The sequence below is a fragment of the Aequorivita todarodis genome, assembly GCF_028561335.1.
Taxonomy (GTDB): domain Bacteria; phylum Bacteroidota; class Bacteroidia; order Flavobacteriales; family Flavobacteriaceae; genus Aequorivita; species Aequorivita todarodis.
In genome coordinates this window covers 195,614-218,941 of record NZ_JAQQTG010000019.1, presented here as the reverse complement: position 1 = coordinate 218,941, position 23,328 = coordinate 195,614, and the positions used below count along the sequence as shown (strand labels likewise).

Below are 23,328 nucleotides of genomic sequence, written 5' to 3'. Positions count from 1 at the left end.
TTGTTAAAACACTCGGGTTTGCTTTACGTTAAGAAAAACCATGCAAGAAATAAGGTTCGTTTTTATGGCCCAAAATTAGCTTTCAGGTTTATTGGTCTTTTTTTTCAGAAAACGTTTGTACCAAGGGCTTGAGATAACAGTTTCGCTATACCCGTAACCGTAGCCATAGTTATAACCGTTCAGTTTATCAATCTTTACGTCATTTATTACGAATGCCATATTTTTTAATCTATGGTTTTTGTTTAAGCCCTTAATAAATTCGAATAAGCGTTTATCGGTAAATTCGGCTCTTACAACATATAGGGTGGAATCTGCGTATTCAGATATTAGAAGCGTATCGGTAACCAATAATGTGGGAGCGCAATCCACAATAATGTAATCAAATTCCTTTTTTACGGCATTTATGAAATCTTCAAAAGCTGGACTCGATAAAAGTTCTGGGGCGTTTGGCGGAATGGCACCTGCGAAGCACACCTTATGGAAATCATTTAACCCAAAACCCTTGTGGATGCAGTCTTTCCAATCTATTTTTGGGTCGTGCAAATAATTTGAAAGGCCCACATTGTTTTTGTCAATATCAAAATAGGAGTGCAACTGTGGGTTTCTTAAATCGGCGCCCACCAGCAGGACCTTCTTTTTAATACTCGCATAGGCCAAAGAAAGGTTGAGCGCAACTAAGGTCTTTCCTTCTTCCTTTACGGAAGAGGTTACGAAAATAACCCTTCCTTCTTTTCCTTTTTTGCCCAAAAGATAGTTAACATTGGTGCTCAAAATCCTAAAGGATTCAGCAAGGATAGAACGATCGTTGGCTTGTGTAAAACTTTTGATATTTTCAAAATAGGGGATTTCTGCCGCTATGGGGATATCGGTATGCAATTTCTCAACATCCGCCCGTTCATGGATCTTGGTATCCGTGGTAAATTTCAGGTAAAGAAATCCGAACGGAAGCAAAATTCCCATAAGAAGTGAAATGGCATAAACTACTTTTTTCTTCGGAGATACTGGGCGGCTATCGCTCAAGCCATAATCAACTACTTTAATGGAAGGGGCCGTAACGGCATAGTTAATGGCGGCCTCTTCTCTTTTTTGTAAAAGAAGAAGGTATAAACTTTCTTTAATACTCTGTTGCCTTTCTATAGAACGCAATATGTTCTGTTTTTCGGGAATTCTGGAAAACTGGGCGCCGGCCTTATTTTTTTGTCGGCTAAGTTGCGCAAGGGAAACGTTTTGTTGCTGTTGGTAAACGTTTACCGTATTTATAATATTCTGCTTTGTCCTGTTCATTTGGCTGGACAATTCCTGTAGGGTAGGGTTGTTTTCGCCGGCACTGGCTGCCAATTTTTGATATTCCAGTGCTAATTTATTGTAACTCGAAACCAAGGAATTGATCCCGCTATTCTCCAGACCTATATCTGCGGGCAATAACCCATAGTCGCCCTGGTCTGAAAGTGATTCCTTCAATAATTTTGAAAGTTCAATCTGGGTTTGCAGTTTGTTTACTTCATCCTCGGCAATAGCCTTTTTCTGGATACTCATTCCAGCGTCCGCCTCGATATAGGAAAGGTTGTTGTTTCTTTGAAAAGATTCCTTTTTGCCCTCTATCGTGCTCAGCTCGCCCGAAAGATCTACAATTCTTTCATCCGTAAAATCAACCGTGCGTTTTGAAATCAATTGTCTATCCAAAATGCCATCCTCATTGAAAGTTTCTATTATTTTGTTTAAAATGCGCTCGTTCCTTTCCGGGTTTTCGCCTTGGAGCGAGAGGGTAAGGATTTCACTTGTTTTGTTTGTAGCCTCAACCTTCAACTCATCAATCAGGTTCATGACCACGTCTTTAACAGGGCTAATAACTATTTGATAGAGGGCATCACTGTGCTCTTCCAGATTTGCATCCTTCAAAAGGGTTATGCTTAGCGGAAAATATTTTGTGGGAACACTTGTTTGGTTTGGTTCAACAAATAGCGTATGCTTTTGCTCATCAACAATCGTAAGCCCAGAAGCATCGACTGTCGCGGTATAGGAGAGAGGTTTGGTTAAACTGTCCTTCGGAAATTCCTTTATTACAAAAAATGGGGCGTCCCAAATTTGGGTGGTCTTCAGTTTGCCAACTACCGCATAGGTTATATCCAGATCCATTTCGTTGACCACATGGCTCAAAATCCGATACGATTCCAGGACTTCTATTTCATTATCCATGTTAATCTTGGAGTTGCCGTTCAAAACCGACATAGGGTCCACGGAAATATTCAGTTGTTTGGAATCGTCCAATATTTTTATTTTGGCAACCGATTCAAAAATCACGGGCGAATAGCGAAGGTAAAAATATCCTATCACGAGACTGATGAAAATAGCCGCTAAAAACCAAGGCCAATATCTTACATATTTTGACAAGGCTTTCCTGATGTCAAATTGTTCTTCCTCTTCTTGAATATCCAGTGAATATGGCGTTGATCCTTTCATTTTTTATTTTACTATTAATACAGCGGCCGTAAGCGCAATGGAAACAATGGTTAGCACAATACCTGCATCACCAATAATTCCGGCGCTTTTTACTTTGGCATCGTTTGGGTTTACCACAATAAAATCATTGGGTTTTATGAAATAATGGGATGAATTGAACCAGTCTGCACTGGTTAAATCTATATGGACCACTTTACGAACACCGTTTTCCTCGGTTATCAAAAGAACGTCATTTCTTTGGCCATTTATGGTTAAGTCGCCCGCATATCCCAGTGCTTGTGGCAGTGTAATATTCTGTTCGGTAAATGTATAGGTTCCAGGATTTTTAACTTCTCCCAAGATAGTAACTTTGGCATTCAGCAACCGGACGCTCACTGTGGGTTCCTTGAGGTGGCCGCCGTCTTCCAAACGCTGTGCGATGTCCTTTTCAATTTCCGCAGTTGATTTTCCGCCAACCGCGATTTTACCCAAAACGGGGAAAACAATGGTTCCTTCCTTTGAAACCAAATAGCCTTGCAGCTTTATAATATCCAAACTGGGGCTTCCTGAGGTGTTGGCAGTCTGGACATTGTACGGTATCGCTGTTTCCGGCACCAGAGCGCTCACGGTAATGCTCAAAATATCATTGGGCTGAATTTTTGAAGATTCATATTCTATGTTTTGATAATCGTAGAGGTCCGCGTCCTGTAGGTACAAAATTTCCTTTTTGCTAGCGCACGATTGCAATACCAATGTTACTAATATTAGTATTATTTGGACATTATTCTTCATTTTATTCTTCTGAAATTTACAAAGGTTAGTTAGCTGTTTACTGTATTACTACTACAACGAATTTACTTAATATATTTGATATAAAAACAGTTCAGAAACTACGGACCATTTAAATACTCATTGGTTCATTCCTTTTTTTGAGGCCCTAAACCTGGGGTTAATTTGTTTTGCTATTCCGGAGCATGCACCAACTATAAACGGCAGGGGGTCAAACAATTCACCATCCTGTAAAAAATGTCGATTTGAAAATAGCTGTTTTTTCCATTCCTTAAAACCTTTCCACTTACTTTTTTGGGAAATTAGCCAAAGCAAATCCATACTGAAATACCGCAAATACTTATCCGGTTTATAGGTGTAGGTTTTTACAGGTTTATGCAACGAAAGATCCACGATTGCATTTGGAAAATCTACCCCCGATATTACCGATGCTTTGATGCAGGCTGGGGCGCGGGGGTTAATTTCCATGATTTTTATAATCCCGTTTCTTGGGTCTTCTATTAAATCGAAATCGGCAAAACCTTCCCACCCAAGTATCCGTAATACTTCGGTACATATTTTTACCAATTCGTCATTTACAACAGTGTGGTTAAAGCAACTGCTACCGCCATTTATAGGATAATATCTGTGTTTTTCTATTACCGTACTGTTGATGCCAATTTGGTCTTTTATTAAAAGCTGCACTTTGTATTGCATGCCGCCTTCGGGAATCAATTCCTGAAGATGGCAATTGCCGAACTCCTTAAATATGGGTTCGTAAACTTTCCACAATTCCTCAAAACTTTCCACTTTTCTGAACCCGCGCGCGCCGGTGGTTTCGTTGGGTTTAACCAATGCAGGGAAATTAAAATCAGGCTCAGCGCCCTTTTCCAAAGTAGAAATATCAATCGTTTTTGGGTGCGGTATGCCATTCTCTGCACAAACCTTCATCAATTGGTTTTTATCATACCCTTTCATAAAAACCGAAAAATCCGGAATTACAAATTTTACTTTGTCTTGAAGAATCGGCTTGTATTCGCTTAAATATTTTGCCGAATAATCGTTCATCGGAAGCACTACCTCCAGCTTTTCATTCTCCAAATAATTCAGGAAAAATTCATGAAAGATAGACGTTTGCTTTTGTGTTGAAGGGCAAAGCACTTTTTTATGTGCATACTTGGTGTGGTAGCCGTAGGAAAGCTTGGAATCGCAAAAGAGAACGACCTTATAGCCCGCTTTAGCCAATTGCTTCGCGAAAATAAGTGCCTGTACACTTTGGCCATCCAATATCCCTACGTTAATCATTGCGTTTTATGTTTTAATTAATCTATTTTCAGTTTGAAAAAAGATTTCGTTACCGGAATCATTATATTGAACAATCTCTTCATGGAATGATAGGTAATCCTGTCGGGTTGCTTGTATAACCTGTACGTCCATTCCAATCCATTTTTTTGCATCCACATTGGGGCGCGCTTTACGGTTTCGGCATAATATTCAAAGGCCAAGCCTACTCCTATTGAAATTGTTTCGGTAAGATGGGGCTGCAACATCGCCATCAACCGTTCCTGTTTCGGACAGCCCAATCCGCACCAGAAAAATGTTGGTTTGAGCGCATTCACTTGCGCCGCCAACGCGGGAATATCAAAATTTTCCAAAGGCTGGAACGGTGGCGAAACCAAATCTTTGATTTCCAAACCGGGATAGCGTTTTTGCAGGTTTTTTCTGAGCAGTTCCAAGGTTTTTTCGGAACAACCGTAAAAATAATGGGAATATCCTTTTTCCACTGAAATTTTAAAAATGGCATCCATTAAATCCTGTCCCGAAACTTTGCCCATTTCTGCCAGCCCTTTATTATGGGCAATCCAAACCAACGGCATCCCGTCCGGCACCGTAAGCAACGAACCGTTTTGGACTTTTAAATAATCGGGCTCGTGGTTCGCTATATAAGTTGCCCGTGAATTTGTGACGCATACATAGCCATATTTGTGATTGCTGACCGCTTCGTTCAAATGGGCCACGGCCGTATTTAGATTTACTTTTGAAATACCTATCTTTCCTATATAAAACCGATCCATCGTTTATCTTGCTAAAGTTTCTTCCAAAATTAGTTTTGTCTCTTTTATATGGCTTGGGGTTGAGGCGCCAAAAAGCACCGCATCAACGCCTTCTATGGAAGCAATATAGTCCGCAGCTTCCTTGGGCCGTAGCGCCCCCGAAGCCAAAAATGACATAGCGATATTGTAACTGTCCTTTTTAGCCAAAATACGTTCCACTTCTACTTTTGAAGGATTCATCCTAAAACCTATCTTGTTGATGTTGCTCACAATTATAGGATCCTTCAACCCTAATTTATTTACTAAAACATCGTGGAGCTTAACGTAATTCATGGTGAAAAAGCCTGCCTTCACATTGTACTTTTTCTCCGTGTATTGTGCAAATTCAAAAAGGATATCGTGCATTTCCAGACCGAGGATCAAATCGGTTACAATGTTTAGCAAAAAGATACCCTGCACGTTCATTCCTTTCAGCAACTTCATTTCCGAATCTACCAACAATTTCATAATCGGCACCGGATTGGCGCTTAGTACCGAACCCACCCCTTTCAATCCCGAAATTAGTTTATTGCCGGGCGTGAATTTGTTTATCATTTCAAAAGGGCCCAATTCCACCAAGGCATCGGCATATTTGTGCGCATACGGCATGCTGGGGTATAATTTGAAATCATCAAACTTCGGGTTCTTTTTCATTTTTTCAAAAACCTCTTCCAATTGGTTGTGGGTTGTAAACATGAAACTTTTAATACCAATATCGTTCACGTATTCCAAGGTTTTATAAATATCATCAGCCGTTCTGAATTTCTGCGCCTGTTTTATCGCGGTCTGTTCAGACATGTGGTTTACGCCAAAAAACTGATTGTCCCCAAAAATAACTTTATCCATCATAATAATTCCTTGTTTAAATTTTTGGTTTCTTCCAACAATCTATCCGTAACACTCGCGCTGTAAAGCGAGGAAATGGATTCTTCAATTTTCCCATTGAGAAGATCTGAAAATTCAATCAGTTGCCTTGAGAAATCCTCTCCCCTCAGATAATATGGCACGTCCATGTTTTCATCGGTCACGTACATTTGGTTCCAGCCTTTTTCGAGCTTCAATTCCGTATTTGCTTCCGTTAAAAATATACTTAACTCCTGTTTGCTCGCCAAAATTTTCCCTTTGCTTCCCGTAATTTCTATATTATTGGTCGCTTTCCGCACAGAGCCGTCGGACCAATTTATATAATTGAAACCCACAATTTTGTTGTTGTGAAGCAGGGTTGCATAAACCATATCATCAACCGCCGTTGAAAAGACCTTCTTTAAAACCGAGGATTGTACCATAACATCGGTGCCGAAAAAATAGGTTGACAAATCAAAACAATGCGGGCCGTAATCAAAAAGGCACCCGCCACCTTTTTTGTAATCGTTGCGCCAGCCTTTGCTGCTTTCCTTCAAAATGACGCCGCCGGTCATCCTATTCACGTAATTGCCTACCTCGCCAATAATGTTTTGATCCAACAATTTTTTGACGCGCTGAAAAACAGGATTGAACCTGTTTACATAGCCTACCTGCCCCTTCACATTATTTGTTTTTGCCAAATCGACCAAATATTTGCTGTCCTTATAACTTAAAGTTAATGGTTTTTCAACGAATACGTGAATGCCTTTTTCTATGCAATATTTTACCAGATTAAAGTGGTGGGCGTTTGGAACCAAGATCATAACGCCGTCCAAAGGCACTTCATTTATCATTTTTTCGCTATCGGTATAACAGACGAACTTGGTGTTTTTTTCAATGGCCCGGATGAGTTGCTTTGAAGTGTCGCAGATTGCCTTTACCTCAATTCCTGGGGTTTGGTTCGCAATGGCCAGATGGGAAAGTCCCATTTTACCAATGCCTATGAGTGCTATTCTTTGCATTTAGATTTATTGTTTTGTTGTTTTAGTTTCATTGTATTCCTCGGAAAGTTTGAAATGATAATCGTCCTTTTTTACAAAATATCTATATTTTATCCGTGTTAGGAGCGAATGGAGTTCCAATCTTTTTTTGAACCAGAAAGGAATGTATTCCGGTACGCCATTTTCAATCTTTTTTTCCATCAAAAAATCGAGGACCTCGTTTACCGGAATATACCAGCCGGTTTTTTTGGTGCCCAAATATTCGATTGCCTTTTGAAAGCCTTCGTCAATTTTTCCGTTTTTATGATAATATCCCAAATGGGTGTACAGTATGCAGATGCCGCCATCCTTTTCCAATTGGTCAATGGATTTTTTATGCACCCGCTGGTTGAACATCCACTGGTTTGAAGCAAAAGTTGAGGAATACCAATAATTGGCAAATTCGTCATAAACCTTGTCTTTATAGGGCATATACGGATTCTTTCCAAAAGTATCCAATTGATCTATTTCGTAATTTCTGCTGTATTTAATATGCTTTTTATGAAGATCGCCCCAAAAATGCTTCGATCCCTTCACTTCGCCAAAAAATGAATCGTACTGCGAATACATTTTCCTTACGACCCAATTCAGCGGAAAACTGAAACGCTTGCTGCCACAATAAATATTATCCGGATTATACGAATGGTTTACGTGATGTTTTGGACTTTGGCCAAAAATGCTTTCAAAGACCTTTATCCCCTCGATTATTTCGGGCCTTTCAAAATCGCCACTTCCTACGTTGTGCATCGCAATTTCAAATCCCTTTTTTTGCAGATCCAGAATGTGCTCCTTGTACTCAGCGCGCTGTAATGAATCGCCCTTGGAACGTTCGGGATCGCGCACCGGATAGACCCAAACGGTTTTTGTGGTTCGCAGCCCATTTTTATAAAGAAGGTCATAAACCGGTTTGATCGTTTCAAGATAGGCATCATCGGTATCGTCGATGATCGTGAAAATAAATTTCTTGTTATCGGGAAACTCAATTTTTTTCATAAAACAATTTCTGCAAAAGCAATTTCTATAAAATAGATGTCTAAAATTTTGATAGAATTTTCAGTATTTACGGTGGTTTGTAGGCTGTGGGGAAGTGGCGCCAATTTAATTAAAATATTGAAAATTAACGGCAACCCTTTATACTAATTTATGGATTATCGATGAAAAGCGATTTTCAAAGGTTGTTAAGGTGAAATGCCTTTCAAATCGCAGTTTTCCAGCCTCTCCCATTCGCTTGCGCAGTTCACCATTTTTTATCAGAATTTCCAATTTTTCGGCAAAGGCGCCGGCGTTTTCTTTTTCTACCAGAAACCCTGTTTTTCCTTCTTCAACCACATCGGGAATCCCGCCTTCAAACGTAGCGACAATGGGCAAAGAAAATTGCATCGCCTCAAGATTTACAAGTCCAAAGGTTTCGTTTAAAGTGGGGAACGCAAAAATATCCGCTTTTGAAAACGCCCTTTCCTTTTCAGCCCCGTATTTTTTTCCGGCATAATGTACCTTTTCCGAAAGGCCAAGTTCGCTCACTTTTTTCTGAAATATTTCAGAAGTAATATCACTTTCACCCCCAATAAATGTGCAATGAAAGGGAAGTTGTTTTTCCTGTAAAATCCCACAGGCTTCCAAAAGCACAAATACGCCCTTGGCCCTCATTAAATTTGATAAAAATAGAATTGCTACCCTTTCATCGGAATTTGGGATTTTTTCATTTGGGATTTTGGAGACTGTATCGGGAATCCCGTTTGGGCAATAATGCACGCGGTTTTCGGGAACGTACTTTTGTATTTCGGGATATAAATATTTCGACAATAAAATAACGTCCGCGTTTTTAAAAAGCAACTTGCAAAGCACGACATCCAACCATTTTTCCTGGCGTTCCGCAATACTTCTGTTATGGAGATGATATACGATTTTTCTCCCGAAAAGTTTCGCCAGCAAGGCAATGAAAGCGTCTTTATAAAAGGCTTTTCCTTTTGCCGTTAACGCAATATAGACCAAATTAGGTCTGAAAACGATCAATTGTTTCAGCGTTTGAAAAACGATTTTTAGGTACGCCCCAATTTTCTGGACTGGGTTTTTACCTATTTCGTCCAAAGATTTGGAAGTTCCCAAATTGATAAATTCCGAATGGATGGCTTCATTAATAATCGAGCTGTTCTTGATGTATTGACCAACCATGGAAGAGCCATGCACGGGCGGCGGAAGATGAAGAATAAACAAGACTTTTTTCTTCATAATTGTTTTATTAGGGAACCTATTTTTTCGTCAAAGGTGAAAGGCATTTTGTTTTCCCGAAGGTTTGTGATTTCAGTTTCCAAAGGGTTTGAACTGTCAATTGCAGCTTGCAGTTTTTCAATAAAATCCGTTTCGTTTTTTGGGTCGAAAAGCTGTCCGTTTTTGGCGTCGATTAAGCTGGAAGCCCCGGCCGCAGCGGAACACAATGTGTAACAACCGCCCAGCAAGGCTTCGTTTACCACGGCGCCGTACCGTTCATAGGTGCTGGGAAAAACAAATATTTGGGAAAACGTGTACCAGCTGTAAAGCGCCTTGCCTTCCTTTCTTCCAGTGAAAATAACTTTGTCTGAAATACCGAGGTCTTTTGCGTGGTTTTCCAATGCTCCCCGAAGTTCCCCATCTCCAACGAGTACCAAGCTGCAATCCGAAGTATCAATTTTTGAAAAACATTTCAAAAGGAACCGAAGGTTTTTAACCTGCACCAATCTGCCGACGAAAAGGATAACCTTTTTTCCTTTCAAATTATATTTTTCGATGTTCGCATTGGCTTCATTTAAACTGTCAAAATACCTTTTGCGAAGCACCTCATCGTTATGGATGATAGGCAATTCGAGGGTTTTTATTTTTTTGGAGACATTTTCTTTGTGCCAATTGCAAACTGCTTCGCTCGTAAAAAGAACACCATTGCCTTTTTTGCATATTAGGTTTCGCAACCATTTCCGCACTCCTTTTCGTTCTATGGAATTGGCAATACTGTCATCGCTTATCGTGTAAAATCGAACCTTTTTTCGGAACAGGTTTACATAGGCGAAAACCAAACAGGTGAGTGGGCCGTACTCGCTGCACAAAATAATGTCCGGCTTATGTTTTTTAATTGCTGAAATGGCGCCCGTTCGAAATGATTTTCCCATAAATTCGAATCCCTTTTGCAAGTAATTTGATGAAAATTCGCTCTTGCCTTTCAAATCGTCCTGATCAAACTTTTGGTCGCTTACGTTCAGCAGATTAAAATAGAAATGGGCATTGAATGCTCGGTGCAACGCATTAAAAAAGTCAACCCTGTAAGGTGCCAACGCGGGATGAAATATTAAAATGGTTTGCTTCGGTTTCATTTTTTACACCAAATTTGCGTAATTGATTAGATGGTTCTGCGCTTTTTCAACAATCTCGGGATTCGTTAAAAAATCTATTTCGCCATTTTCCTTTAAGGGATGGACCACTAATTCGATTGTCTTTTTGTTAGAATTTAAAACAGTTTGAAACTTAGTGGACATTTGGTCCGAATCGCACCCAATAAGACTGGTATAACCGTCAATTGTATTATACCTGCTGGACAAATAGAATTGATGGTAAAGCCTATAGATATTTTTTGGAAATGGGTTGTGGGCCGCGTAAAGTATTTTCTGTGGGCGGATGTATGGAATTTTATATTTTTTGGCCACTGCGATCACCGCTTTCAAAATGGGGAAATAGAGGTGAAAATGGTGGTGATGGTCCAAATGTGTGATGGTTATTCCCTCATTTTTAACCTTTTCAATCTGCAGCGAATATTCTGAAATTAACTCTTCAAAATTAAATTTGCCTTTCCTTATTTTTTTTACCGCGACCAAATCCTCGTAAAATTCGCCCGTTTGAGGGTCGAGCAGAGTAGTGTACTTCTTTCCAATATTGTTGGGGCCGTCGATAGCCAAATGGATCCCGATGCCGAGCTTTGGATTTTCTTTCGCCAGTTGGATGGCGCCTTCAAAATTTTTTCCGCCCGAAAGAATCGTCGCGCTTGTAACAATACCCTTTTGGTGGCATTTCACAATATTTGCGTTTACTTCTTCCGAAAAACCAAAATCGTCTGCATTGACTATCAGTTTCATAACACCGTTATTTGTTTTTTAGATCCCACAAACTCGGGAACAGGGTTTTTGCCCACAGTTTCAAAAACATTTTGGGAACCTGTTTTGGAAAATGCCGCTTTCCGTAATACAGATATTCTTTGTAGGCCAAGCCCGTCGGACTTTTAAGATATGCGATTCTGTGCTTGAGTTTCTTGGAACTGCTCCAGTTATTGCCGTGGTCATCTTTACAATAGCCACATATGCCCGGAGTGATATATACTGGAAATCCAGCTTTAAAAGCCCGCAGTGAAAAATCATAATCGGCAAAGGCGTGACTGAAATTTGTATCGAAAAAACCGATGGCGTCTATCACTTCTTTTTCAACATAAAGTATGTTTGCATTGGTAAGGTGGCACGGCTGCGGAATTTCTGAAGGCTGCACTAATTTATAGGCGGGATAAGCTATTCCGTTGGTAAGCACATTGCCGCCATAGGATATTTTGCCGGATCTTTTTTCCTTGGTAGAGCCCGAATACAAACCTCCTTTTTTGTATTTGTTTAAGCAATATTCCTGAGTTTCAAGTATTCTTGTAAGAAAGTCTTTTGTTAATTCAACATCGTCATTAAGAAGAAGGTATCCGTCATAATCGCGATGTTTTCGGGCTTCATTGAAAGCGAGCCGCATTCCGCCCGCCCAAAATAAATTGCCGTTTCCCAAAATGATATTAATTTCCGGATAAATTTCTTTTACGGCCTTTCCCGTGCCATCCGTGCAGCCGTCATCGACCAGAAAATAATCCATTTTCAGGGTTTCCGGCACATCAGCCTTAAACAGTGTTTGCAGGCACTGCAAGGTTTTTTCTTTCCTATTGTGGCAGGTTAGCAGTACGGCGATCGTGTTCATCATAAATAAATACAAAGGGTAAACATAAAAATAACGGATAGTTCAACAAGGGTTCTCCTTGGAGCAAAAATAGAATGCAGACAACAAATAGTACAGGGTGGTTTTTATTGTATTTAATAATATAAAACAGATAAAATATGAAGCTCAAAATTCCCATAGATGCCAGAAAATCACTGAACCCATTGCCGTGCCCCAAATCCTCTTTTTGAAGGGCCGGATGGTCTGCGAACCTCGTGGAAGCGTGCATCCCATTGCCCGCCAAGGGATGTTTGGCTATGTAATGCAGATCAAAGAGAAGCGCACTCATACGGTCCGGGGCAAATTCCCCCTCATCCCTTTCGGAAGCTGCGGCTATTTGGGCGTCCATTTTGTCCTTCATAAATTCGGTATTTTCATACGTAAGATAGGCAATGAGCCCAAAGGTTACTAAAATTGGCAGCACAAACGCCCCGTATTTCTTTTTATATTCTATATAAATAGTTGCGATCCCAATTATAAAAAGCACAATATAGCCAGTAGTGCTATAGGTGGTAATCAGGGCTAGGAGGATGATGATAACCTTCCATTTGTGCAGCTTTAAAAGCGTTCTTATATTTCCGAGGTAAAACAGAAAAGCTAGGCAGATGTAACAGGCAAAGGCACCGGGTTCCCAAAACATGCCTGAATTTCTGTGGCCATCGGCGTGTTGATTGAATAAAATTATATTTCTTGAGGAATTATCAGAATACTGGGCAGTGGTCTCAACCACCGAAATTGCGGGTATGTCCATTCCCAAGGCATTCCAAGCAAACCCGAAAAGGCTTATCAAACTTACAATAAAAATAATCTGAAAGAAAGCGTATTTAAAATTGTACCCAATATGCCGAATTATAATATAGCCCAAAGTAATTCGCGCCATAAAAGCAATCGTGCTCGGGAAGGACACGAAGCCCAAAACCAATTTCTGAAATAGAAATATGATTGCGAAAAAGACAAAAAACGTATAATAAATAATCCCTTTGTTGAGGTTGAAATAGGTGTGATGTCTTGCCACGAGCAGCAGAACAAAAGCAATAAATATATATTTGGAAGTATCGCCTGAAATACTGAAGAGCGGATTTCCACTCATTGCAGCAAACAGGAACGTGTAGAGATAAACTTCTATTTTTTTTTTGGGTATCCTCATCGGTTTAAAGCCGCGTTACGTCTAATCATTCGCTAGTTTTTCTTTGCTTTTGACAGTTTCATGGTTTCTATCCAAGCCTTTTTTGTAAAATGCCAACATTAAATCCACATTTGTAAACATACTGTGATTTTTATTAACGAATACGGAAGCATTGGCTCCTTTTTCGCTTCTTAACCCAGGATTCCCCGAATATAAAACAATTTTATCTGCCAGCTCCTTAGGATTTGGTTCAATTAAAAATCCATTGTCATCATTGGAAATAAGATCTCTTAACCCTACAACATCATACAAAATAACTGGAAGGGCACAGGCCATGGCTTCGAGACAGGAATTGCCCAACCCTTCAAATTTTGATGTCATAACGAATACATCTGAGGCTATCAAATAATCCCTCACGTTGTCCTTATTCCCTTCAAACCTTACCATTTCATTAATACCCAGATCTTTGGCCAGTTGTTTCTCTTCGCATTCGGTTTTACCTTTTCCCAAATGCAAATACAAAATATCCAGTTTTCCCTTTAAACGCGCAATGGCCTTTAAGACATCGTGATGGTTTTTTATCGCGGCACATCCGCCAACCGATATAATCACAAACGCATCGTTCGGGATGTTTAATTTCCTTTTTAGCTCGCTCCTTTCCGCATCGGTAAACCCATAAAATCTTTTTGGATTATACCAATTGTTAATTTTGGCAGATGGGTTTTTGTAATATTTCAATTCGTGGCTGTGCACACTTTCGCCAATGCTATGAAAATCTGTTTTAAAGAAAATTCGAACGATTTTCCTTCTCGCTATTGATATAGGAAGCGTACGTTTTCTATTATAAAAGATACTGTGCTGCGTTTTTATGCTCCGAATCCCTAAGATATAGGCAATTACAGTTGCAAAATAAATATCATCCCTGTGTATATGAAGCACGTCAATTTTCTTTTGCTTCAGAAATTTATAAAGAAACCAATAGAAAGAAAGGCCCGCCCGGGAAAGAACGAACCGGCTTCTGTAGGGCTTATGGACTGTATTTATTCCCTTTTCCCTAAAATTATCAACGAAGTTCCCAAAATTCTTGGCCGTTCCCATTGCATACATTTCCACCCCCTTTTCCCGGAAATAGTCCGCGGCATCCCTATACATTAGTTCCGCTCCCGAAAAATTTATTTCATTAAACAAATGCAGAACTCTCATCTCAGTTGTTTTTATAATTTATACCCCAATCAATCAAAGCGCATATTGTTTGGGAAAATAAAAAAATTAAGGTTCAAATGTTTCATATTCGGAGTGCTATTTTAAACTGGCACCTCTTATTTATTCCAAATGCCAAGGGCCCGATTGCCCATTAATTTTGAATACTGCAACGGACAAATAATAGCATGGGGGATGACACATAAAATTGTAGCTATAATAACCCCTTCTACTCCCAGTGGGGTGTACTTGACCAAGATTATTGACAAGGGGATATTTAAAACAGCTGCCCCAACTAAGGTGTACATTTGCACCCGTACTTTGCCCAGCCCATTAATAAAGGCATTATACGGTGAATAAAAAATACATATCATAAAAAACACCGCCATGCTTAAGGTCAAATTAAAAGGAATGGAAACTAGGTCTCCAATCCATAATTTGTAAAAAATAGGTGCCAGAAGGACCATCAAGGAGGTTAGGATTATACTTCCAAAAGAGAATTTGCCCAAATTTTTCATTGAGGCCCTAATCCATACGAAATCCCTCTTTGTATAAGCATCGGTAAATCCTGACCAATACGGTGTTAAAAGCATATTGAAGACCATCAAGGAAATGCTAAAATATTTTTGCGCTATATTATATGGAACAACTTCCTCCGGATTAAATAACTGTGCAATGATAAAATTATCGGTAGAAAACAAAACGATTACCGCACATTGAATAATAAAAAACGTGGCCCCTAACCCAAAAATCTCATTAAAATATTTTTTTTTCCATAATGATATGTTGGGCTTGTACATTTTATATCTATTGGAAAATGCATATACGTTAAAAAGCACCAGTATCAATACGGGCAATAAGGAGAACAATGAGCCGAAAATCAATAAGGAGTTAGTCGCTGTTTGCGTAAGTATCCAAATTAAAATCAAGGAACTGGTAGAAGTGATAAAGCTAATTTTTCCTTCAATGGAAGGTTTTTGATCCGCGGTATAAATGGTAGCGATTAATTTTGCCGTCAATTGCAAACTCAGGCATCCGAATACTATTGGCATCAGTATTTGCAATTGCCCTTTTAAACTGGCGGAAGCATTAAAAATAGTTGTCCAATCAATAAAAAAGCTGCCAAAAACCGTAATACAGAACAATCCCAAACAAATAAGCCCCAAACTGAAATAGGCCGTGCTTACAAAACCCTTTGCCAATTCCATATCATCTTTTGCCTTAGCTTCGGCAAATTTATTTCTTAGGCCATTTCCCAAGCCTACATCAAAAAAGGAAAACCAAGCTATAAAGGAACTTATGGTAAGCCAGACCCCGTAATTTTCGGTATCCAAAAACCTAATGGTCAAAGGCACCAATAAAAAAGTTGCAATAATGCTTCCGCCCCTGTATAAAATGGAAAGCAGGACATGCTTGCTTATATTTTTTGTTCGCGTACTGTGAATCCCTAATCTGGACTGTATTTTATTTATTAATTCTCTCAATTATAAACTTTAAATTATATGGTAATTCATAGACAAACAACTATTTGGCAGCATTGGACACCCCAGTATTCCCCGTAATAAATTGAAAAGAAGTATAAAAAAAATAGTAGGCCCAAAATACGATACCAATCCACTTTGCTCCATCCTCAATAAGGTATAGCCAATTACCGAGCTGGCTTCCATAAAGTTTGTAAACAATTGTGTCTGCCACAATAGACAGAAAAAGGAATGCCAAGGCTATCAAAAAAGGAATAATGTTTGTTTGAAACAGGATTTTTCTAAAATAGATAAGATATGCAATCACGGCCGTACCCAGGAATAGATAAATTACTTTTTGATTCAACCCAATTGAGGAACTTAAGTCTTCGTGGAATTGAAATAAATCATCAAGCATTAAATATGCCGATAACAAGGAGGAATAAAGAAGAAATAGATATCCCTTTTTTGGTTCCATGGACCGAAGTACCACAGCCGCCAATGCACAACTAAATGTAGCAGCACCCCATAAGATAATACCCAGATTCGAAAGCACTCCATACAAGGGATTGATTGCCGCTATGGCCGCTGGATCACTGGTTAACTTGTCTAACGGAATATGATAAGTCCGGCCAGTCATTGCAATAAGGACGAGAATTATTGAGGCCGAAAAAAATACCAAAAACAACATTTTTATAGAAGTCTTCTGCAATGGTGGAAACCCATTGGAGATAAGGGCTGACATTGGTAATCTATTTGCTTTTTTCTTCATCCCGCATTTCGTGTTTCGTTAATTCAAAAGTTTGCTTTTCATGGTTTTCATGGGCCTTCATATTTGTTTGGAAACTGGCTAAATGTAATTGACCGTTTGTCAACCTCGGGTTTCGACGCCCAAATTTTTGTTTATAGCTTGATTTCTTTAAAATTCTCCTGATTTTTTAAAAACCATTCGTAAGTCGTTTCAATGCCCTGGCACAATTCTATGGAATCTTTCCAGCCAAGAGCATTCAACTTGCCGCTGTCCATTAATTTACGGGGCGTACCATCGGGCTTTGAACTATCCCAAATTATTTCGCCCTTATGGCCAACTGCCTTTTGTATAATTTCGGCCAATTGTTTTATGGTAACATCCGTTCCCGTACCTACATTGTACAAATGTTCGGGCAACGTATTTTTTATTGAAAAAATAACCGCTTTTGCAAGATCGTCCACATGCAAAAACTCGCGCATCGGCGTACCGCTGCCCCATAATATTACTTCTGCGTGATTGTTCTGTTTCGCTTCGTGAAACTTACGAATCATTGCAGGAAGCACATGCGATGTTTCCAAATCGAAATTATCAAAAGGCCCGTACAGATTTGTGGGCATCAAACTCAGAAAATCTTTACCAAACTGCCTCCGAATAGCCTCACAGGCTTTTACGCCTGCAATTTTCGCAATTGCATACCATTCGTTTGTGGGCTCCAACGGCCCGGTCAATAAATATTCTTCCTTTAAAGGCTGGGGGGCCATTTTTGGATATATGCAAGAGCTGCCCAGAAATATAAATTTTTGTACGTCGTTGTGGTGCGCTGCGTCTATAAGGTTATTTTGGATTTGAAGATTTTCCATCAAAAATGGATACGGATAGTTGTTGTTGGCCAAAATACCACCAACCCTTGCAGCCGCATCAATGACCACTTGGGGCCGTTCTTTTTGAAAAAAGGAATTTACGGCTTTCTGGTCTTTTAGGTCGAGCTCCTTCCTACTTTTTCCGATAAGGTTTGTATAGCCCTCGGCCAATAACCCTCGCCATACGGCAGCACCTACCATGCCGCGATGTCCAGCTACATATATTTTTGAATCTTTTTGCATGCTATTCGTAATAATTAAGAGTGGTAAAGCCCCCATTTTTTAGGTATTGATCTTTTTTCATCAACTTTAAATCGCTTTCCATCATTTCTTTGATCAGCATAGGAAGATCATAAGTAGCCTCCCATCCTAATTTTGTTTTGGCTTTTGTGGGGTCGCCGATTAACAGATCCACTTCTGTGGGCCTAAAGTATTTGGGATCTACTTGAAGCACTTGTTTTCCAATTGGCAATTGATAATCTGGATGCTTGCATTTTTTAATGAAGGCTTTTTCGTTTTCGCCTTCTCCTTTAAATTCCAGTTCAATTTCAATTTCGGAAAAAGCCATGCGCACAAAATCGCGCACCGCCGTAGTTTTACCAGTCGCAATTACCCAATCTTCAGGTTCATCGGTTTGAAGTATCATCCACATCATTTTCACATAATCCTTGGCATGGCCCCAATCCCGTTGTGCATCGAGATTTCCCAAATAGAGAATATCCTGTAATCCCAAAGCAATTCGGGAGACAGCCCTGGTAATTTTGCGGGTTACAAACGTTTCCCCCCGAATTGGAGACTCATGATTGAATAATATTCCGTTGCAGGCAAACATTCCATACGCTTCCCGATAGTTTACGGTAATCCAATACGCATACATTTTTGCAACGGCATACGGGCTACGGGGGTAGAAAGGAGTGGTTTCGGACTGTGGCACCTGCTGTACCTTTCCGTATAATTCGGAAGTGGAGGCTTGATAGATGCGCGTTTTCTTTTCCATTCCCAGCAATCTTACCGCGTCCAAAATCCGCAGGGTCCCAATGCCGTCTGCATTTGCGGTATATTCAGGCACTTCAAAAGAAACCTGCACGTGGCTCATGGCAGCCAGATTGTATATTTCGTCAGGCTGGATCGACTGAATTAGGCGTATCAGGTTTGTGCTGTCCGTCATATCGCCATAATGCAAAATAAAATTACGGTGCGCTATGTGCGGATCTTGGTATAAATGGTCCACCCTATCTGTATTCAAAAGTGATGAACGGCGTTTTAAACCGTGAACAATGTATCCCTTTTTTAATAAAAGTTCACTCAAATAAGCCCCATCCTGTCCTGTTACTCCAGTAATAAATGCTACTTTATCTTTCAAAATTTTTTATTAAGAATTAATTCATAAATGTAGAGACTAAATTTAACTTATAAAAATAGCCCGGGGTAATCTTACATTTAAATTTAATGATTGAATGGTATGGCCCAAAAAGAAGTTTGGGCCGTAATAGTTAAGAATTTTATGCTCTGCTAAGCTTAGGCACGTGCAGTTTTATTCTGCCCTTTTCGCGAGCCAGCGAACATGGCAGCAGACCCAAAATGGGGACCAGCAAAGCAATTATCAAAAATTGTATGTTAATATTCAAATCCCCGATTAAAAAAGCCACTGTTATAACAAATACATTTGCCAGCCCTACCATTAGCGTACCTTGTTTGTGGGAAAGCCCCAAATCCATTAAACGGTGGTGTATATGGTTCCGGTCTGCACTAAACGGACTGCGTTTCTGACTAATTCTAATTATAAAAACACGAAGGGTGTCCAAAATTGGGAAAGATAAAATTGCCAATATCAAAATAGACTTGTTTGGCATGGTGAACCAAAGGGTTCCGGAAGTATCCATACCCAAAAAGCCAATGCTCTGATAGGTCAATAAAAATCCTATGAACAACGAGCCAGAATCTCCCATAAATAGTTTATTCTCCTCAGAGAAATTAAATCGCAGAAACGCCAGTAAAGCGCCAACCAAAATAAAAGAAACCAGCATTAATAGGTGATTTCCATGGAGCATAAAGAAAAACCCAAATACCGTACTCGCCATAATTGCAATAGTACCAGCCAGGCCATCTATACCATCTATAAGATTGAAGGCATTAATAATGAAAACAAAAACGAGTAATGAAAACAATACTGAAATTATATAGGGAAGCTCCCAAATTCCAAACAGTCCATCCAGGCTCTGTATTCTCACATCCGTAAACAAAATTACCAGCGCAGCCGCCATAGCCTGTCCGATAAATTTTTTCCGTGGTGATATTCCTATTAAGTCATCTTTTACGCCTAAAAAAAACATTATGGTAATAGCGGCCAATAAGAGCAAGAGTTTCCCTATTTGAAATTGCTCAAAACTCTTTAAACCTCCCAATATCATTATTGATAGGGAAAATGCAATAAAGATCCCTACGCCTCCGAGGTTAGGGGTTTTTTTGGTATGCATGCTCCTGGCGTCAGGAACGGCCATAAGATTTTTTTCATTTGCCAAGCAAATAATTGCGGGAAACATTTTAAGGGCCAAAATGAAGGAAATTATTAAAGCCAAAATCCCCAAATAATAGATGTCGGAAAACAAAAAAGATAAATAATCCATAAGATTAAGTGTTTTAAATCATTATGAATCAGAAGATAAGTTGTAACACTAGCGGGTTTGTTGTTTTTATTTTAAAATTTAATCTGTAGGGATACAATTGAAATTTTTCATTGCGTGGGGAAGCAATGTCTCTTTTTTAGGGAAATTTTTAAAAAAGAACGAATCTGGGGCGAGTAATTATCTTTCATTATTATTAATCAAAATAACAACTGATCGACACCCCAAAGATAGAAAGGAGTTTCTATAAATTTTTAAAAAAATCGTACTATTAGCCGAACGGATAAAATTTACCGTTTAACTGCACTGCTTCGTCTTTATTTGAAAAATTTCAATAGGAATTTTCATAATTTGAAAAAAATATTTCCTTTTATGGATGCTAATTTCACAACAAACAATCTCAATAAAGACATTTCCTTTAAATTAAACCCGAAAGCGTTTACACAGTAAAAAATGGGGACTTGTGTTTAAAATTGTCCCGAAATGAAGCTTTTCACAAAATGCAGAGGAAAGTGCCGAATGTATTTAAATGCCGTATTTATACTTGGCAAGACGGAAATAATTTCTTTCCGAAAGTTTTAAATCACTATTTTATCTGGATTTCAGCCGATTCATAATTCCGTCCCTGCTATATTTCCCGGAGTGTCTTTTGGTAAAAATCCAAAAAGCTTTCATCTTTATTTAATTGTAATTTTTTCCGTAACCTATATCTTTTTTTATACACGCTTTCACTTGAAATATCCATGGCCCTGCCAATTTTCTTGGATTCCATACGCAAGATTATAAAAGCCAGTAATTGCAAATCCTTATCCGATATATTCTCATAATGGCTCTGGATATGGAAAAAGAAATTTTGATTTAATTGCGAGGTATAGGAGTCCAATTGCCGCAACTCCTTTTGGTGGTAGCGTATTTCAGAAAATGAGATTTTGAGGTTGTTCACAATTTCTTGATTTCCCGATTCCTTAAAAAGCTTACCCAACTTCTCTTTGGCTTCATCAATAAAATGGTCAATTTTGTTTATTTGTGTTGCAGCTTCAATTATCTTTTTATGATGTATCCGGCAGGTTAGTGGAAACCATAAACTTCCAATCAAACAGACAAATTGATTTATCCCATTTGATGAGTGGGGTATATTTTGTGAAGGTACAGGGCAATGATGCTTCAAAAACATTCAAAATAATTAAATATTAAAACTTTAAGTTCAAACCACTAGTTCAAAATCAACCTATAAAACTCTTGGGAGCAATCCCAAGAGTTTTTTTGTTGATTGAAAAATTAGCCAGGAATGTACTTATGGGCTGACCCCAACAAAATATATATCGAAATTTTCGGGCTTTAACATATCTACTCTGAAAAACATATAGCTATTATTATTTATACCCAAAAAGGTATAATTTTCTTATTTTAAACGATTATATACCCAATAAGGTATAATTACAAATTATTTTTATAACTTGCACCCATAAGGGTATAATTATGCTAAATTGGAATCGACATAATGCTATCTCCGATTTTGTGAGGTCACGAAGAAAGGAAAGCAAAATGACACAGTCTGAGTTATCAGACTTGACCGGTGTGGGTTTACGTTTCGTACGTGATCTTGAACAGGGAAAGCCAAATCTAATGACCGATAAGGTAAACCAAGTTTTACTTTTTTTCGGCCACCAACTAACGCCAACACCAATAAGCGATGAGACAAGGAGAAATTTGGGTACATGACCGCAAAGCGGGAATGCTCACGGAAAATGAGGAAGGGTATCAATTTCAATATGATACGAAATATCTGTCTTTGCAGGATGCAACCCCAGTTTCATTGACTTTACCGCTTCAGGAAATGGCTTTCAGATCAGAACACTTATTTCCTTTCTTTGACGGGTTGATCCCAGAAGGGTGGTTGCTTGATATCGCCCAAAAAAATTGGAAACTCAATCCACGTGACCGTATGGAATTGTTGCTAGCCACGTGTAGGGATTGTATTGGTAACGTAAGCGTAATTGCAAATGAATAATTGTTTGGCCTGCCATAAACCGTTAAGCAAGGGTGATGATTTATATCATTTTAGCTGCCTAACTGCCTTTTGGGGCAGTGATCCACCTGTTTTGCAATTGGATTATGCCATATCACAAATAGAAAAACTTGCTAAAGAAAACATAGCGCAAAAAATCATTGTACCAGGCGTACAACCAAAACTCTCCATGGGCTTTACCAAAGAAGATACCAAAGCGCGTCTTAACATAGTTGGAGCCTTAAACGGCAGGTATATATTAAAACCGCCTTATGAAACATATCCCCAAATGCCAGAATTGGAAGCCTTATCGATGCTTATGGCCCAGGCTTGCGGTATAGCTACCGTACCCTTCCTGTTGTTGCCCTTAAAAGGCGGAGAACTCGCTTATCTAACCAAACGGATTGATCGTAATGCCCAAGGTGAAAAATTTGCAATGGAAGATGCCTGCCAGTTCAGTGAACGATTAACGGAGCATAAATACCGAGGTTCCTACGAACAAATAGCAAAGAGAATTCTCGCTTATTCCAAAAATCCCTTAAAGGATGTTGTCCATTTTTATGAGCAGGTAATTGTGTCTTTTTTAATCGGCAATAATGATATGCACTTAAAGAATTTTTCACTTATAGCCAAAAAACCCAACATGTTCGAGCTCACACCAGCTTATGATATGATCGCTGCGCAATTGGTATTACCGGATGACCAAGAAGATTTGGCATTAAACCTTAACGGGAAAAAACGAAAACTTAAGAAAGCCGATTTTAATGCAGCAATGCTTAAAGGAGGTATTCCTAAAAAAGCTGTTGAAAATCTTTGGAAACGTATTGAAAAAGGAACAAAAGATTGGCCTATTTTAATTGATCGCAGTTTCCTTTCTCGGGAGCGGAAGAAAAATTTTAAGGAATTAATAAATAATAAAATGACCCAATTGGATTTAACTAAGATTATATATTAAAATTTCACAAAGAAAGGTATAGTTTGAACAAATTTCGATGAATAAATAATGCACGCATAAACCCAGATACCTAACCAAATCCAGATTTGAGTCGGCACTTGTTTGCCCAACCAAACCGTACCATACACACAAAACTGAATATGAAAACCCAATAGAAACGGACACTTTTGGAGGATTTAAA

General features: G+C 39.0%; 23 protein-coding genes. 4 read left to right on the top strand and 19 right to left on the bottom strand.

Annotation, left to right across the window (positions count from 1 at the left end; all coding sequences use genetic code 11):
• Window positions 1-75: 75 nt before the first annotated feature.
• The 19 genes from POV26_RS09160 to POV26_RS09070 all read right to left on the bottom strand — a co-directional run bounded on the left by POV26_RS09160 (window position 76) and on the right by POV26_RS09070 (window position 21,280).
• Window positions 76-2,460: a GumC family protein gene (locus POV26_RS09160; RefSeq protein ID WP_272856176.1), complete on the bottom strand. Its 2,385-nt coding sequence runs from the start codon at window positions 2,458-2,460 to the stop codon at window positions 76-78.
• A gap of 3 nt (window positions 2,461-2,463) precedes the next feature.
• Window positions 2,464-3,156, bottom strand: coding sequence for a polysaccharide biosynthesis/export family protein (locus POV26_RS09155; RefSeq protein WP_272856175.1), 693 nt, complete (start codon window positions 3,154-3,156; stop codon window positions 2,464-2,466).
• A gap of 192 nt (window positions 3,157-3,348) precedes the next feature.
• Entirely contained in the window at window positions 3,349-4,512 is a 1,164-nt protein-coding gene (locus POV26_RS09150) for a carboxylate--amine ligase (protein WP_272856174.1), read from the bottom strand.
• Window positions 4,513-4,529: 17 nt separating this feature from the next.
• Window positions 4,530-5,282 carry a WecB/TagA/CpsF family glycosyltransferase gene (locus POV26_RS09145; protein WP_272856173.1) on the bottom strand — a complete coding sequence of 251 codons (753 nt, stop codon included), beginning with the start codon at window positions 5,280-5,282 and terminating at the stop codon, window positions 4,530-4,532.
• A 3-nt stretch (window positions 5,283-5,285) separates the two neighbouring features.
• A complete protein-coding gene (locus tag POV26_RS09140; protein WP_272856172.1) occupies window positions 5,286-6,149 on the bottom strand; it encodes a hypothetical protein in 864 nt (287 codons plus the stop codon).
• Complete coding sequence (locus POV26_RS09135) at window positions 6,146-7,165, bottom strand: Gfo/Idh/MocA family protein (protein WP_272856171.1); 1,020 nt, start codon at window positions 7,163-7,165, stop codon at window positions 6,146-6,148. Before POV26_RS09135 ends, POV26_RS09140 begins: the two co-directional genes overlap by 4 nt.
• 6 nt (window positions 7,166-7,171) lie before the next feature.
• On the bottom strand, window positions 7,172-8,176 hold the full coding sequence (locus POV26_RS09130) for a hypothetical protein (protein ID WP_272856170.1): 1,005 nt from the start codon (window positions 8,174-8,176) through the stop codon (window positions 7,172-7,174).
• 138 nt (window positions 8,177-8,314) lie between these two features.
• Window positions 8,315-9,412, bottom strand: a complete 1,098-nt coding sequence (locus POV26_RS09125; RefSeq protein WP_272856169.1) for a glycosyltransferase family 4 protein — start codon at window positions 9,410-9,412, stop codon at window positions 8,315-8,317.
• Window positions 9,409-10,524 carry a glycosyltransferase gene (locus tag POV26_RS09120; protein WP_272856168.1) on the bottom strand — a complete coding sequence of 372 codons (1,116 nt, stop codon included), beginning with the start codon at window positions 10,522-10,524 and terminating at the stop codon, window positions 9,409-9,411. The genes POV26_RS09125 and POV26_RS09120 overlap by 4 nt, the downstream gene beginning before the upstream one ends.
• Before the next feature lie 3 nt (window positions 10,525-10,527).
• Entirely contained in the window at window positions 10,528-11,280 is a 753-nt protein-coding gene (locus tag POV26_RS09115; protein WP_272856167.1) for a ChbG/HpnK family deacetylase, read from the bottom strand.
• Window positions 11,281-11,287: 7 nt separating this feature from the next.
• Window positions 11,288-12,148, bottom strand: a complete 861-nt coding sequence (locus POV26_RS09110; RefSeq protein ID WP_272856166.1) for a glycosyltransferase family 2 protein — start codon at window positions 12,146-12,148, stop codon at window positions 11,288-11,290.
• On the bottom strand, window positions 12,108-13,310 hold the full coding sequence (locus POV26_RS09105) for an O-antigen ligase family protein (protein ID WP_272856165.1): 1,203 nt from the start codon (window positions 13,308-13,310) through the stop codon (window positions 12,108-12,110). Before POV26_RS09105 ends, POV26_RS09110 begins: the two co-directional genes overlap by 41 nt.
• Before the next feature lie 21 nt (window positions 13,311-13,331).
• Window positions 13,332-14,492 carry a glycosyltransferase family 4 protein gene (locus POV26_RS09100; RefSeq protein WP_272856164.1) on the bottom strand — a complete coding sequence of 387 codons (1,161 nt, stop codon included), beginning with the start codon at window positions 14,490-14,492 and terminating at the stop codon, window positions 13,332-13,334.
• A 116-nt stretch (window positions 14,493-14,608) separates the two neighbouring features.
• Entirely contained in the window at window positions 14,609-15,973 is a 1,365-nt protein-coding gene (locus tag POV26_RS09095) for a lipopolysaccharide biosynthesis protein (protein WP_272856163.1), read from the bottom strand.
• Between the two features lie 40 nt (window positions 15,974-16,013).
• The gene (locus tag POV26_RS09090; protein ID WP_272856162.1) at window positions 16,014-16,694 is read right to left on the bottom strand and encodes a hypothetical protein; all 681 of its coding nucleotides are present in this window, start codon (window positions 16,692-16,694) and stop codon (window positions 16,014-16,016) included.
• Window positions 16,695-16,852: 158 nt separating this feature from the next.
• Complete coding sequence (locus POV26_RS09085; RefSeq protein WP_272856161.1) at window positions 16,853-17,803, bottom strand: GDP-L-fucose synthase family protein; 951 nt, start codon at window positions 17,801-17,803, stop codon at window positions 16,853-16,855.
• A gap of 1 nt (window position 17,804) precedes the next feature.
• The gene (gene gmd / locus POV26_RS09080; protein ID WP_272856160.1) at window positions 17,805-18,923 is read right to left on the bottom strand and encodes a GDP-mannose 4,6-dehydratase; all 1,119 of its coding nucleotides are present in this window, start codon (window positions 18,921-18,923) and stop codon (window positions 17,805-17,807) included.
• A gap of 139 nt (window positions 18,924-19,062) precedes the next feature.
• Window positions 19,063-20,082: an MraY family glycosyltransferase gene (locus POV26_RS09075; protein WP_272856159.1), complete on the bottom strand. Its 1,020-nt coding sequence runs from the start codon at window positions 20,080-20,082 to the stop codon at window positions 19,063-19,065.
• Between the two features lie 730 nt (window positions 20,083-20,812).
• Entirely contained in the window at window positions 20,813-21,280 is a 468-nt protein-coding gene (locus POV26_RS09070) for a response regulator transcription factor (protein ID WP_272856158.1), read from the bottom strand.
• On the opposite strand from POV26_RS09070, the gene POV26_RS15375 reads away from it, so the two are divergent.
• The 4 genes from POV26_RS15375 to POV26_RS09055 all read left to right on the top strand — a co-directional run bounded on the left by POV26_RS15375 (window position 21,211) and on the right by POV26_RS09055 (window position 23,147).
• A complete protein-coding gene (locus tag POV26_RS15375; RefSeq protein ID WP_419180011.1) occupies window positions 21,211-21,378 on the top strand; it encodes a T9SS type A sorting domain-containing protein in 168 nt (55 codons plus the stop codon). The two genes, POV26_RS09070 and POV26_RS15375, sit on opposite strands and share 70 nt — an antisense overlap.
• A 285-nt stretch (window positions 21,379-21,663) precedes the next feature.
• Window positions 21,664-21,906: a helix-turn-helix transcriptional regulator gene (locus tag POV26_RS09065; protein WP_272856157.1), complete on the top strand. Its 243-nt coding sequence runs from the start codon at window positions 21,664-21,666 to the stop codon at window positions 21,904-21,906.
• Window positions 21,878-22,195 (top strand): HipA N-terminal domain-containing protein, encoded by a 318-nt coding sequence (locus POV26_RS09060; RefSeq protein WP_272856156.1) that lies wholly within the window; start codon window positions 21,878-21,880, stop codon window positions 22,193-22,195. Before POV26_RS09065 ends, POV26_RS09060 begins: the two co-directional genes overlap by 29 nt.
• 4 nt (window positions 22,196-22,199) lie before the next feature.
• Complete coding sequence (locus POV26_RS09055; RefSeq protein WP_272856155.1) at window positions 22,200-23,147, top strand: HipA domain-containing protein; 948 nt, start codon at window positions 22,200-22,202, stop codon at window positions 23,145-23,147.
• Window positions 23,148-23,328: the final 181 nt, after the last annotated feature.

Bases quoted from the DNA above. Each gene is read 5' to 3' on its own strand.
- POV26_RS09160 (WP_272856176.1), bottom strand. From the start codon at position 2,460: ATGAAAGGATCAACGCCATATTCACTGGATATTCAAGAAGAGGAAGAA.
- POV26_RS09150 (WP_272856174.1), bottom strand. From the start codon at position 4,512: ATGATTAACGTAGGGATATTGGATGGCCAAAGTGTACAGGCACTTATT.
- POV26_RS09145 (WP_272856173.1), bottom strand. From the start codon at position 5,282: ATGGATCGGTTTTATATAGGAAAGATAGGTATTTCAAAAGTAAATCTA.
- POV26_RS09140 (WP_272856172.1), bottom strand. From the start codon at position 6,149: ATGATGGATAAAGTTATTTTTGGGGACAATCAGTTTTTTGGCGTAAAC.
- POV26_RS09135 (WP_272856171.1), bottom strand. From the start codon at position 7,165: ATGCAAAGAATAGCACTCATAGGCATTGGTAAAATGGGACTTTCCCAT.
- POV26_RS09130 (WP_272856170.1), bottom strand. From the start codon at position 8,176: ATGAAAAAAATTGAGTTTCCCGATAACAAGAAATTTATTTTCACGATC.
- POV26_RS09125 (WP_272856169.1), bottom strand. From the start codon at position 9,412: ATGAAGAAAAAAGTCTTGTTTATTCTTCATCTTCCGCCGCCCGTGCAT.
- POV26_RS09120 (WP_272856168.1), bottom strand. From the start codon at position 10,524: ATGAAACCGAAGCAAACCATTTTAATATTTCATCCCGCGTTGGCACCT.
- POV26_RS09115 (WP_272856167.1), bottom strand. From the start codon at position 11,280: ATGAAACTGATAGTCAATGCAGACGATTTTGGTTTTTCGGAAGAAGTA.
- POV26_RS09110 (WP_272856166.1), bottom strand. From the start codon at position 12,148: ATGATGAACACGATCGCCGTACTGCTAACCTGCCACAATAGGAAAGAA.
- POV26_RS09105 (WP_272856165.1), bottom strand. From the start codon at position 13,310: ATGAGGATACCCAAAAAAAAAATAGAAGTTTATCTCTACACGTTCCTG.
- POV26_RS09100 (WP_272856164.1), bottom strand. From the start codon at position 14,492: ATGAGAGTTCTGCATTTGTTTAATGAAATAAATTTTTCGGGAGCGGAA.
- POV26_RS09090 (WP_272856162.1), bottom strand. From the start codon at position 16,694: ATGTCAGCCCTTATCTCCAATGGGTTTCCACCATTGCAGAAGACTTCT.
- POV26_RS09085 (WP_272856161.1), bottom strand. From the start codon at position 17,803: ATGCAAAAAGATTCAAAAATATATGTAGCTGGACATCGCGGCATGGTA.
- POV26_RS09065 (WP_272856157.1), top strand. From the start codon at position 21,664: ATGCTAAATTGGAATCGACATAATGCTATCTCCGATTTTGTGAGGTCA.
- POV26_RS09060 (WP_272856156.1), top strand. From the start codon at position 21,878: ATGAGACAAGGAGAAATTTGGGTACATGACCGCAAAGCGGGAATGCTC.